The 12,838-nt window shown below is 62.0% G+C and carries 10 protein-coding genes and 1 pseudogene; all 11 read right to left on the bottom strand.

Annotated features, from left to right (window positions below; translation table 11 throughout):
* Window positions 1-59: 59 nt before the first annotated feature.
* On the bottom strand, window positions 60-1,100 hold the full coding sequence (locus MXB90_RS03450) for an IS110 family RNA-guided transposase (protein ID WP_250041139.1): 1,041 nt from the start codon (window positions 1,098-1,100) through the stop codon (window positions 60-62).
* A 153-nt stretch (window positions 1,101-1,253) separates the two neighbouring features.
* Window positions 1,254-1,706: pseudogene (locus MXB90_RS03455) on the bottom strand (transposase domain-containing protein); the annotation flags it as partial.
* Window positions 1,707-1,791: 85 nt separating this feature from the next.
* Window positions 1,792-2,136, bottom strand: a complete 345-nt coding sequence (gene tnpB, locus MXB90_RS03460; protein WP_250041142.1) for an IS66 family insertion sequence element accessory protein TnpB — start codon at window positions 2,134-2,136, stop codon at window positions 1,792-1,794.
* Complete coding sequence (locus MXB90_RS03465) at window positions 2,133-2,444, bottom strand: transposase (protein WP_250041144.1); 312 nt, start codon at window positions 2,442-2,444, stop codon at window positions 2,133-2,135. The genes tnpB and MXB90_RS03465 overlap by 4 nt, the downstream gene beginning before the upstream one ends.
* Window positions 2,445-2,596: 152 nt before the next feature.
* Window positions 2,597-3,598, bottom strand: a complete 1,002-nt coding sequence (locus tag MXB90_RS03470) for a glycosyltransferase (RefSeq protein ID WP_250041146.1) — start codon at window positions 3,596-3,598, stop codon at window positions 2,597-2,599.
* 26 nt (window positions 3,599-3,624) lie between these two features.
* Window positions 3,625-5,181, bottom strand: coding sequence for a stealth conserved region 3 domain-containing protein (locus MXB90_RS03475; RefSeq protein ID WP_250041149.1), 1,557 nt, complete (start codon window positions 5,179-5,181; stop codon window positions 3,625-3,627).
* Between the two features lie 153 nt (window positions 5,182-5,334).
* On the bottom strand, window positions 5,335-8,010 hold the full coding sequence (locus MXB90_RS03480; RefSeq protein WP_250041151.1) for a glycosyltransferase: 2,676 nt from the start codon (window positions 8,008-8,010) through the stop codon (window positions 5,335-5,337).
* A gap of 152 nt (window positions 8,011-8,162) precedes the next feature.
* Entirely contained in the window at window positions 8,163-9,029 is an 867-nt protein-coding gene (locus tag MXB90_RS03485) for a DMT family transporter (protein ID WP_250041154.1), read from the bottom strand.
* Window positions 9,030-9,130: 101 nt separating this feature from the next.
* The gene (locus MXB90_RS03490) at window positions 9,131-9,418 is read right to left on the bottom strand and encodes an HU family DNA-binding protein (protein WP_250041156.1); all 288 of its coding nucleotides are present in this window, start codon (window positions 9,416-9,418) and stop codon (window positions 9,131-9,133) included.
* Window positions 9,419-9,553: 135 nt separating this feature from the next.
* Entirely contained in the window at window positions 9,554-11,035 is a 1,482-nt protein-coding gene (locus MXB90_RS03495) for an AMP nucleosidase (protein ID WP_250041159.1), read from the bottom strand.
* Window positions 11,032-12,834 carry an adenine deaminase gene (locus MXB90_RS03500; protein WP_250041161.1) on the bottom strand — a complete coding sequence of 601 codons (1,803 nt, stop codon included), beginning with the start codon at window positions 12,832-12,834 and terminating at the stop codon, window positions 11,032-11,034. The genes MXB90_RS03495 and MXB90_RS03500 overlap by 4 nt, the downstream gene beginning before the upstream one ends.
* Window positions 12,835-12,838 lie beyond the last annotated feature (4 nt).

Raw genomic sequence — 12,838 nt, forward strand, 5'->3', positions numbered from 1 at the left:
GCGCGGCCGAACTCCTTCTTTTTCGTGTTTGACAACAAGAGGTGTCTCGGAAAGTGAGCTTACGCTGCCGCGGCTTCCGCAGCGTCCTCCCGGGTGAAGCGGAAGTCTGTACCGTCCGTCCACATGCGGTGTAGAACAACCCCGATCCGCCGGGCGAGCGCCACGGTGGCGCGCTTCTTCCCGCGCAGCTTTGCAACGTTCAGCGCCCATGCGGTCAGCCAGTTCTTGCGCCCGCGGTGCAGCATGACCGTCGCTGCCTGGTACAGCGCCGTGCGCAATCCGACATCTCCGGCCCGAGAGACTTCGCCAATGATGTCGCGCTCGCCTGACTGTTCACGTCGCGGGGTCAACCCAACCCACGGACCGACGTCCTTGGACGATCGGAACCGCTCCGGGTCATCAATGGCCGCCTTGACGGTGAGGGCCACGACGGGGCCGACCCCGGGCATCGTCATGAGCGTATGACAGACTGGGTCCTCCTTGGCGTGATCGCGAAAAGTCTTCTCCAGGCCGGCCAGTTCCCGCCGCAAAGCCTGTCGTGAGGCGAGGACCGGGTTTGCCGCTGCTTCCAGCATGGGATTGCCCTCGGCCAGTTCTCGCACCCGCGCCTCAAGGCGGCCCTTCGCAACACGATCCATCTTCAGCCCGAAGTTGCGCAGCACATCACGGATAGACAGCTCGAGATTTATCGTTGCCTGCTGGACGGCTTTACGCGCAGACAGCAGCGCACGCATCTCCTGCGCCGACATCGACTTGCAATGGACGGATCTGAACCTTCCCATCTGCAGAAGCCGGGCGATCCCTTCAGCATCCCGCCGATCTGTCTTGATCGGCATCGCCTTGAGGGCGCCCTTCACCTGCCGCGTCTCCATCAGCACCGTGGCAAAGCCTGCATCGGTCAGGTGTCGATAAAGCCATTGCGAGAGGGGGCCGGCTTCTAGACCAACTGCAACAACGTCACCCGGCATCGCCTTCAGCGTCGCAACGAGGTCCTCCGGTTCGCTGACGGCGGTCGTTTCCTTGACGGTTTTGCCCTGCGCGCGCACCGTGCAGATCGCAGTGCTTGCGAGAGAGACATCCAGTCCGATATAAGTTTTCATGTCGTTGCCCTTTCTTTGTCAGATATCTTGAGGCGCGCCTCACAGCACGACCTCGTAGACACGCCGCACAGCGTGCCAAGGGCAACGACACCTCACATCAAACGGTCGATCAACTCACAACGACGCCATTCGGGTCGAGCCCTGTTACGGCATCTCCGAGACATCTTCCCCGATCAGCACCTTCTGTTTGCCCGCATGTTCTGGCAGGTCCTCGGGCTCGAGAACCACCTCGACCCGCTCAAGATGAGGCGGAAAGCCTTTGCGCGGCCGAGCTGCCCGCGTCTCGCCCGAAGCACGGCCTTTGCCAACCTGCGCCCGCAGGGCGGCAATCCCGGTCTCTATCTCCTCGTAGACGAAGGATTGCTGCGCCTCCTTGTCAGCACTGATCGCAGGGGCGCTCAGCTTCTCGGAGCGACGCCCAAACCGGGCGCGATCATAGGCCTTCAGGATCTGCATCAGGCGCTTGATCCGCGCAGCGGCATCGAGGTTGCGGGCCTTCAGCGCCGCATTCTCATCCTCCAGCACGGTCGTCTTCTCCGCCATGGCGCGGACCATGGCCTTGAGCAGGTCCATGTCATCGGGCAGGGAAAGATCATCGGTGCGCATACCGCAAAGGCTAGCACATCCCGCTGGGGCATGCCTCGGCTGATCGACATTCCGGGTCGGGGTGATTCACTTTGCCGCTGGCCGATTAACCAGAAAATACAGGGGATTTCACCACCACGGGCCGCACCCGTTTCCAGTCCAGACCCTCAAGCAACGCCGCGAGCTGGGCGTGGTTGAGCTGCACCCGGACAGGCCCGATCCGCGGCCAGCAAAACGAGGACTTCTCCAGCCGCGTCGCAAACAGGCACACCCCGCTGCCATCCCACCAGACGATCTTCACCCGGTCCGCCCGCTTCGTCCGGAACACGTAAAGCGCGCAACTGAATGGGTCGCTGCCGGCATCGCGCACCAGCGACAGCGGGCTGTCGGGCCCCTTCCGGAAGTCCACAGGTTCGCTGGCCAGATAGACCTTCACGCCCGACGGCATCATGCCGAGCGCACCGCACACAGGATCCGGCGCAGCGCAGCCTCGCTGACGTCGGCACCGACGCGGATCAACACCTCACCGACCACGATCTCCACCATGGGGGTTGGTGTGCCCGACGTGATGTCCGCGTCCTGCTTCTTGAGGAAGGCTTTGCGCCAGCCGAACAACTGCGGCGGCGAAATCCCCAGGCGGCGTGCCAGCGCCGAAACGTTTACGCCCGGCTCAAGCGCCGCCGCAACCGCTTGCGCCTTGAACTCATCCGACCACCGACGGCGTTCCCCAACCGGAGCACCATCGAAACGCTCGATCACGGCCTCGACCAACTGAAAGCTGCCAGTCGCAGGCATAGGCGTAGAACTAGTCGTAGACATGAAACCTCGGCGCCAGACCAACGCCACCAACCTATCCCAGATCGGACACGCCGCTAACCCACGGGGTCTCCTTGCCGCTTACAAAGGAGCGGCTAGGACTTTGCTTTTACCGCATCGCGATAAGCTGCATCCATTGCCTGGAAAGACCCAAACCTGTCAAATCGGTCTAACCTGTAATCTGGGACCAAAGGATTTTCGGAGAAACGATGGACCATGTTTGCTGTGCCGTTTACATCTTCGACGTCAAAAAGCCGTTCTGGCAGATGCTCCAGCAGCCATTCACTGCCCCTGGTGCGCGTCGCTACTACTGAAACACCGGCTGCCATCGCTTCCAGTGTGGCGAGGCCAAAAGATTCCGCGCGTGAGGCTGAAACATATAGATCAAGTCCAGCTACAAGTTGGGCGGCATCAGGCCGGAACCCCATGAAATGTACATTGTCAAGTCCTGAGGCCAGCTTTCGCAACTGTAACTCTTCCGAGCCTTCACCAAACAACAGTAGGTGGATGTTCTTCTTGCCCAAGATCCGCTGCGCTTCGATCAGGACATCAATACCCTTGTCACTGTGTAGGCGACCGACGGAGCCAACGAGTTTTGTGCCGGGTTTCAGGTACAACATCTTCATCAGACGGGCGCGCATTTCATCGGCGGGTTTGAAGGTGGTTTGTTTTAGGAAATTGGGCACCAGCCAAGCTTTTCCCTGATAGTTGGTGGGAATGTCTCGAAGCTGCCAAGGTGCCACGGCGATCACACCATCCAATCCAGCATGCTGGGCCGCAAAAAAACGGATGTGAAGGTGCCCCAGCTTTATCGAATCGGGAAAGGCATTAGCAACCGCGCGACAGGCTGGACCCAGATGCGCATGAACCACGTCGGGCACCCCATCTACGACTCTCCCGACAGCCGCTCGTAATTCCCGCGTATTGCTCTGATCCGACACAAATGCATAACGGACTACCGGGTTCAGTTGCCGCCGATAGAAGGATGGCGATAAATGTGGCCCAGCCATGAAGATCATGCCGATATCGTGGTTTGCGGACAGGCCGTTGGCATATTCAGCAGCCGTAATCTCGCTGCCGCTCCATTTGTCAGACATGCAGACGTGGACGATTCGAAGGCGTGTCATTGATCGTTTTCCCAGGGCGCGGGACGTGAGAACTTTCTGCTCATGAAGGTGGTGAACAAGCCACCGTTCTGGATGCTTTTGTCGCTGTCCGCATCGTTTATGCAAAGGCTTTTCGTCGTGGTGTCGCGCAGCAGGCGCTCCATGATGTTGGGGAAGGCCTGGTCCCCCAGACTGATGCGCGTCGAGGGCAGTCCAGCCAGCGTCGCCTGACCCGTCAGATAGGCAAAGACCGGGTGAAAGAATGACGCAGGCGACACATCCTCATGCGACCGGAAACGCGTCCGCGACGTTTGCGCCATGACAGCGGGGTAGTCCTGCCAGATCTGTTCCATCACCGATTTCCGCATTGCGAAGGGTACATGAAGATGATGGGCGTAAAGTGTTGCCCCGAACCGTTCGATCATCAGCCGGTTCACATTCAGGGCCGCCGCGCGCCACGCCGGGGTCGAGGCCAGCGGCTCGCCATATATGTTGGGCAGATCTTCCATGAAGATCCGGGCGTTGCCGCCGAAGTCAAAGAAGTCCGCCGCCCGGCACTTGTTCCAGAACATGAGGTCATCGTTCATGTACAGGAAATGCTCGGCCAGTCCCGAGATGCGGTGCAGGTTCGCCTCGATCGCGTGAGAGTTGAACACTGGCAGCCAGCTCTGGTCGGGAAAGATCTCCCGGTGCGAGATGATGGTGATCCGGTCACTGTTGCGGTCTAGCCAGTGCGGCACCTGATCATCGGTGACCAGATAGATGTTGCGGATAAACCGGCCGAAGCAGTGCACCGAGCGCAGCGCATAGCGCAGTTCTTCCCGGTCGCGAAAGCGCGAGTCGGCGTTGCTGTCCGCATGGTGGGATTGGGGCTTGGGAGAATGCGCCTGCCGTTTGGCGCGCCACGCAGGGTCTGCACCGTCAACCCAAGTTAAGACCAGGTCGACCGGGAAAGGCACGACCGCATTCGCTGCCTCGGGAAGACGAAGGGAGTCAGCGAAGGAAACATTAAACTCAGTATCTCCTTGAAGAAAATACTGACCCGCTGCCAGCGGTGTACGTTCCTGATAGAGCCGGGCTACTGACGATACCAGGTTATTGCGAGTATGAGTGTATATCCTTTGTTCATCAGATAGCCACGGATCCAACGCATACTGTTCCGTGCCTAGCCTGTTCTCTCCGTCTATAAAATAAAAAGGTTTCAGCGCACGGTGATCGGAGGGATCAGCCTCCGGGGCAAGTGTCGCTCTAACATCGCCATGCTGAAAGGTGGCAAGCGTCGAGAACAGGCGATTGCGGTCAGCATGTTTATAGCAGATCAGTTGGATGGCTGCGTTGGGTGAAAATATCGTACGGATGGCGCATCCGTTCGAACAAAAATGCCTAACCAATGCCTCTTGAACCGGGACCATGTCATATCCGTGATCAATCCCGTACCGTTGCGAGGGGCCGAAGCGCTCTGCGGTCTTGCCTGCAATGTTGCGATTTTTCGCAAACCGCCACAGCGCCATCAGCGCGGGCGAAGACTGGACAATCCGGCGAAGCAGGGGGATGCGTTTCAAACGGTCGATCATCAATTCAACTTTCATCAAGCGGCGCGCGGCGCGAAAGATCCGTGCCCGCGCGCGGCGACAAGGTCAAGCGCCCGGCGCAGGATAGCCACCCGGGATAGGCTGTGGACAGGCCCCGCGTTTGGCCGACAACCGCCTTTGGCTGAATTTCGCCTTTCAGCCTTGGTTGCCTGCGGCGCCCCGCGTCGAAGACGCCTGCGCCTCGTGATCTGGACGCAAGTCCGCATTGACGGAAAACTGCACCCCGGTGGGCAGATCAAGCGCCAGGATTGCCTCATGGATCCGCTTGCAGCAGTTTCCGTCACGGTGGGGGAATGTCTGGTGGCGGCGCTGGGCGTAAAAGGCAGGCTCATCACCTGAAAGGGCGCATTCCGCAGCGCTCAGGACGGCATCCGCGGTGGTGCAGACGGGGCCAAAGCCATCCCGGCGATAGTCGAAATAACCACGTTTCCAGACGTGTGCAGCGCCAAAGAAATCCCCTTCATCAAACTGGAAATAGATGATCGGACGGTCAAGATAGGCGGCGTCAAAGGCGATCGAGGAATAATCGGTCATCAGCGCCGCACTATTGCTCAAAAGCTCTTGGTAAGACCCGCCCTGCCGCGGATCGAAGATGCGCACATGGTCGGGGATGTCGAATTCATCCAGATAGATCAGGAATTCGGGGTGCAGACACAGTACCACTTGTGCCCCGTGCCGTTCGGAAATCTGCGCAAGCTCGGGGTGCGATAGAACAGCCTGCCAATGCCGTGCGAAATCCGTCTGCCGGAAATCGGCAATCTTGGCCCGGACCGAGCTCTGGCGCCGGGTTGAATCGGTCAGTGAATAGCGCCAGGTCGGTGCGATTGTCAGAAAGCGGTCCGTTCTGGGGGTTGTTAAAAGACTATCGTGACGGGCCATTCCGGTCAGCACCACCTCTTTGTCCGAAAGGATATAGGGCCCGTGCGGATCGGTGATCGCGGCATGTTCCGCGCGCGAGGATGTCGTGATGACAGAGAATTTGAGTTCATTAAGCCATCGCGACAGATCGTTATGAATTACCCCGTGCTGCAAAAAGACAAGCTTGAACCGCGATGCGCCCAGCAATCTGCGAGCGCTGGAAATCAGGTGCATGTCGGAATGTGAGGAAATCAGATATTTCGCATTCACCAATGCGGCCGCAAAATCATCGGTATCAAAGGCAAGCAGGCGAAAGCCCTCGGCCCGAAGCCTTTGCCAGTCGGGTGACTCTGGCGACAGCGCGAACCAGGCATCCTGCGCGGCCCCGATCGACATCAGGTAGCGGTACAGATGTTCCGCATTGTCGTCTGCGCGGTTGTCCCGATCCATCAGGACCCAACAATCCGCGAACCGGTCCCGTGCCTCGTCTGACACGGCCGCCGCGTAAATCCGACGCATTTCCGGGTCAAGCTGGGTTGCGTCAAAAGGCCTTGGCGCCAGAATCTTGCGCAGTGCTGCGTGCGATACCCGCTCGCCGATACGCACGCCGCGCGGGCCGACAAGGGTTGCCTTCGTGTCGCCCGCGCGCACGGTCAGTTCATCCCCGGCCTGCATCCGCACCCAGAACCGATGTTCGGTGAAAAACCGATCCCCCATGAATTCCGAAGATTTTTGCGACTTGTGCCGGGGGGGCACTTCGGTGCTGTTCACAAGGACGGTGACGGGGCGGATCTGGCCCGGCGCATCGACATAGGCCAGTTGCACCAGCGATTTCGCGGTGTCGAAGTCGCGGATGTAGACGCGCATTGCCGCGCGCGTGGTGTTCTTGAACCGCGCCAGAAGGCCGATCCGGATTTCCTCGGTCACCCCGGCAAGCGCAAAGCGCAGGACCGTGTCGGTTTCGATGAAATCCATCGCCTGCGCCATCAGGTCCAGAAATCTGTCTTTCTCCTCGGCAGACAGGATGTCGGCGCGTTCGGAATGGTTCAGCAGATGCCTGATTTTCCAGGTCAGTTCATAAAGGGCGGTGCGCTGCAGAAAGGGCGGCACATGGCCCCGGGCCTGGGTCGCATGACGCATCAGGTCGATCACGCCATGTTCGATCTGATCCAGAAACCAGCCCGGGTGTTGCACCGAACCATCCAGAAGCGAGCCTTTCTTCGCGCGCTTGCGATAAAAATAGCTCGCATCGGGCAGAATGCGGATCTTGCCCTGCCCCGCCGCAAGCAGAAACCGCCCGGTGAAGTGCACATCTTCGAACCCCGGCTTGACGCGCCGGTCAAAGGTCAGCCCGGCGCGGGTGATGATGTCGCGCCGCAGCCAGGCATGCGCCACGGACAACTGGACATAATCGTCCATCTTGTCCAGCGACACATCCCGTTCCCCCCGCTGAAACCGATAGCGCAGCGGATGCTGATCGGCGAAGCGGCTGCCCGCTTCATGGTGGAAAATCAGGTTGTTGTTGATCGCCACCAGATCCAGCGCCGCGCCGGCCACCGCCTTGCGCGCCAGCCGCAGGTAGTTCGGCGACAGGAAATCATCGGGGTCGGGAAAGGCGATCCAATCGCCGGTGGCAAGGGCCAGCCCCGCATTGCGCGCCGCCGAAAGGCCCTGATTTTCCTGCTCGACGCAGCGGAACAGATCGGGGCGCCGCTTCACCCAGCGCCGGATGATCGCGCCCGTGCCGTCGGTGGACCCGTCATTGACAAGGATCACCTCAAGGTCCGCCAGACTTCCTTCCAGGGACAGGACGCTTCGGATGAAATCGGGCAGATAATCCTCGACGTTGTAGCACGAGACGACCATTGAAAACCGCTGCCGCCGTGAAAACCGCTGGGCGATTTCAAAGCGCAGATCCTCGTTCTTCGACAGCCGCCACAGCGACAACAGCATGGGTGAGGACCGGACAATGCGCTGTGCAATTTTTTTCAGCAAGTTCAGGGTCTTTCCAATAGCTTTGTCTTTGGTTTCACGATGCGGGGTCGTCTGGCGTTGTGTCAATGCGTTGGTGCGACTTGATCCTAGCCTGGCAGCGCCAGCAGGAGCTACCGCGCGGCCTTGGACAGCTGCACCGCCAGGATGCCGCCCGCGATGACGACCACCCCCGCCAGGTCAAGCCAGCCCAGCCGTTCGCCCAGGACGATGGCGGCGATGGCCACGCCCAGAAACGGGTTCAGAAAGTGGAAGGTTGCCGCGCGGACCACGCCAATCCTTCCGACCAGCCGAAACCAGACCCAGGTGGCCAATACCCCCGGCACCAGCGTGGTATAGGCAAAGGCGCCGATCAGGCGCGGGGTCCAGGTGACCGTGATGTCCTCCAGCGCCGCCGAGGCCAGCGCCAGGACCGCCGCGCCCACGAACATCTGCAGGCCCACGATCATCATCACATTGCCGCCCGATGCCGCCCCGCGCACCGACAGCGTGGCGACCGTCAGCGCCAGCGCTGCGACAAGGCATAGCGCCAGCCCCAGCGGATCGACCCCGCCTGACAACCGCGCGCCCATGATCAGCGCCACCCCCAAGGCCCCCGCCAGCAGCCCCGCAAGACCAAGGGGCCGCACCCTTTCGCCAAAGACGATCCAGCCGAAGAAGGCCACCATCAGCGGCATGGAGGACGCGATGATCGACGCGACCGACGCCTCGACCCATTGCATCGCCACAAAGTTCAGGCCCAGATACAGCGCGTTCTGGCACAGGCCAAAGATCAGCGTGGCGCGCCATTGTGCCCGGTTCAGCCGCCAGCTTTGCCCCAGCGCCAGCGCGATGCCCACCCCGATCACGCCTGATATCAGGAACCGTGCCGACAGGGCGGCCAGTGGCGGCGCATCGGCCACGATCATCCGCGCCGAGGTGAAGGCCGAGGACCACATCAGCGCAAAGGCCAATCCCATGCCGATGGCGCGAATGTCCATGTTTCCCCCCGCCCGACAGGCGGCATGGAAAAGGGCCGCCCCGATTGCCCGGTGGCGACCCTAACCGATCAGCGCGCGCCCGCAAGGGGCGCGGGCAGAAATCAGCCGTTCACGCTGTCCTTCAGGACCTTTGCGATCGTGACCTTGACCTGCTTGTCAGCCGGCTTCGTCATCGTCTCGCCGGTCGCGGGGTTGCGGACCTGACGCTCGGGGCGTGCCTTGCAGGACACCTTGCCGATGCCCGGAAGGGTCACCGCGCCGCCAGCGGCGACTTCGCGCGCGACCACCGCTGCCACGGCGTCCAGCGCTGCGGTTGCGGTTTTCTTGTCCGAACCCATTTCCTCGGCGAGGGCCGCAACGAGCTGGGTTTTGGTCATCGGCTTCGACATGTCTCACATTCCTCTCGTTCGCCCCGTTTCGCAGGGGTCGTTTGTGCCGCCTGAAAAGGCCTGATGCGCCTGTAACACACGCTTTTGCTGGGCAAGGCAAGCCTTTTTAGCCAAGGCACCCCGGATTTCCCGGCGTCACAGGAAGGCTGTTTCCTCAAAGCTGCGCAGCTTGCGGCTGTGGATGCGTTCAATCGGCATGTTGCGCAGTTTTTCCATCGCCCGGATGCCGATCAGCAGATGGTTGGCCACCTGCGTGCGATAGAATTCGGACGCCATCCCGGGCAGCTTCAGTTCGCCGTGCAGCGGCTTGTCGGAAACGCACAGAAGCGTGCCATAGGGCACCCGGAATCGGAACCCGTTGGCGGCGATGGTGGCGCTTTCCATATCCAGGGCTATGGCGCGCGACTGGCTTAGCCGTTTGACCGGGCCGGACTGGTCGCGCAGTTCCCAGTTGCGGTTGTCGATCGTGGCGACGGTGCCGGTGCGCATGATCCGCTTCAGCTCATACCCCTCCAGCTGCGTGACTTCGGCCACGGCTTCCTGCAGGGCGATCTGGATTTCCGCCAGTGCCGGGATCGGCACCCAGACCGGCAGGTCGTCATCCAGAACGTGATCCTCGCGCAGATAGGCATGGGCCAGCACGAAATCGCCCAGCTGCTGGGTGTTGCGCAGACCCGCGCAGTGCCCCACCATCAGCCAGGCATGCGGGCGCAGCACGGCGATATGGTCGGTGGCGGTCTTGGCGTTCGATGGCCCCACCCCGATGTTGACCAGCGTGATCCCCTGCCCGTCGGGGCGCTTCAGGTGATAGCTGGGCATCTGCGGCATCTTGGCCAGATGCGGCAGCGGCTGATCGGGCGCGGTGATGACCGCATTGCCCGGGCCCACGAATTCGGTATAGCCCAGCGCCGGATCGGCCAGCATCCGCCGCGCGACGGCCTCGAATTCGTCGACATAGAACTGATAGTTGGTGAACAGCACGTGGTTTTGGAAATGATCCGCCCCGGTGGCCGTGTAATGCGCCAGACGGGCCAGCGAATAATCCACCCGTTGCGCGGTGAAGGGGGCCAGATGGCCCGACCCGTCCGGGTTGGGCATGGCTTCGCCGTTCACGATGTCGTCGTTCATCGTGTTCAGATCGGGCACGTCAAAGACATCGCGCAGCGAAAAATCCAGCACGCCTTCCTGCGGCACGCTGACCTCGGGGCGGGTGGCCACCGCGAAATGCACCGGGATCGGCGTGTCGGAAATGCCCACCTGCACCGGCACGCCGTGGTTGCGGATCAGGAGGCCCAGTTGCTGGGTCAGGTAATTGCGGAACAGATCGGGCCGGGTGATCGTGGCCGCATAGGTGCCCGGCAGCGCCACATGGCCAAAGGCAAGCCGGCTGTCGGCCTTGCCGTGTGAGGTAACGGTGATCCGCACCTCGGGGTAAAAGGCGCGGAACCTTGCTGCGGCGCGGCCATCGTGCAGCGTCGTGTTGAACCGTTGCACCAGAAAATCCGTCGCCTCGCCATACAGCATTTCCAGCCGCGCCACGGCCGCGGCGGCATCGGTGAACAGTTCGGGGTCGTGGTCATGCGGGGTCAGGGTTGTCAGCGCATCAAAGGCGTTCATTGGAAAAGATCCGTCAGTTCAAAGCGTGTCACATCGACCAGCCCCAGATCCGAAATCCGGATTTCGGGGATGACGACAAGGGCCAGCAGCGAATGTTGCATATAGGCGTTGTTGAGCGTGCAGCCGCAATCGGCCATGGCCGCGACCATGCGGCTGGCGGCTTCGGCCACCTGGGCTGCTGGCGAATCCGACATCAGCCCCGCGATCGGCAGGGGAACGGCGGCGATTGCGGCCCCGTCCTTCCAGACGCTGATGCCCCCGCCCATCTGCCCAAGGCGGTTGGCGCAGGCGGCCATCATCTCGGGGTCGGTGCCCACGACGATCATGTGGTGGCTGTCATGCGCGACGGTCGACCCCATCGCCATGCGCCCCTTGTAGCCAAAGCCCGAGACAAAGCCGTTCACCACCCCGCCCGTGCCGCGATGGCGTTCGACCAGCGCGATCTGGGCGATGTCGCGGGCGGGGTCGGGGTCCACGCGACCGTCGGTCACCGGCAATTCGGCGGTCAGCGCCCTGGTCGGCGCCTGGTTTTCCACCACGCCGATCACGCGGGCGGTGACGGTATTGGCGCCCTCGGGCGCGGCGACGCGGAAATCGGCGGCACCCAGCCGCTTGCCCAGATGCACCGTCTGGCGCGCGCTCTCGGGCCAAGCATAGTGCGGGCAGTCGGCCAGCAGCTTGCCGCCTTCGGCCACAACCTTGCCGCGCGCGATCACCACCTCGACCGGCAGCGTGCGCAGATCCGAGGTCAGGATCACATCCGCCCGCCGCCCCGGCGCGATGCTGCCCAGTTCCCGCTCCAGCCCGAAATGGGTGGCGGTGTTGATCGTGCACATCTGAAGCGCCACCAGCGGATCGGCCCCGCAGGCCACCGCATGGCGATAGACGCGGTTCATGTGGCCATCGTTCACCAGCGTGCCGGAATGGCAATCATCGGTGCACAGGATAAACCCGCGCGGGTCCAGCCCCTTTTGCGTGACCGCCGTGATCTGGCGTTCCACGTCATACCAGGCGCTGCCCAGCCGCAGCATCGCGCGCATGCCTTGGCGCACGCGGGCAATCGCATCGGCCTCGGATGTGCCCTCGTGGTCATCCGCCGGGCCGCCCGCCGCATAGGCGCGGAAAGGGGCGCCCAGATCGGGGCTGGCGTAATGGCCGCCCACCGTCTTGTCCGCCGCCTGTGTCGCCGCAATCTCGGCCAGCATCTTCGGATCGGCATGGATCACGCCTGGGAAGTTCATCATCTCGCCCAGGCCGATGATGCCGGGCCAGGACATGGCCTGCGCCACATCCTCGGGCGTGATTTCATACCCTGTCGTCTCCAGCCCGGGGGCCGAGGGCGCGCAGGAGGGCATCTGGGTAAAGATGTTGATGGGCTGCATCAACGCCTCATCATGCATCATTCGCACGCCGGCCAGCCCCAGCACATTGGCAATTTCATGCGGGTCGGTGAACATCGTCGTCGTGCCATGCGGGATCACGGCGGCGGCGAATTCGGCGGGCGTCAGCATCCCCGATTCAATGTGCATGTGGCCATCACACAGGCCCGGCAGCATGAAGCGACCCTGCGCCTCGATCACCTGGGTGTCGGGGCCGATGGCGGCGGACAGATCGGGGGCGATGGCGGCAAAGCGGCCTTCGGCAATCGCGATGTCATGGCCGTCCAGCACCTCGCGCGTGTGGACATTGACCCATTTGCCGCCGCGGATCACCATGTCGGCAGGCGCACGGCCAGAGGCGACGGCAATCAGGCGCGGCGCGGCTTCGGGCCAGGATTTGACAATATTTTTCGGTTCCATGACC

It is taken from the genome of Phaeovulum molybdatiresistens, assembly GCF_023544865.1.
Lineage (GTDB): Bacteria > Pseudomonadota > Alphaproteobacteria > Rhodobacterales > Rhodobacteraceae > Pontitalea.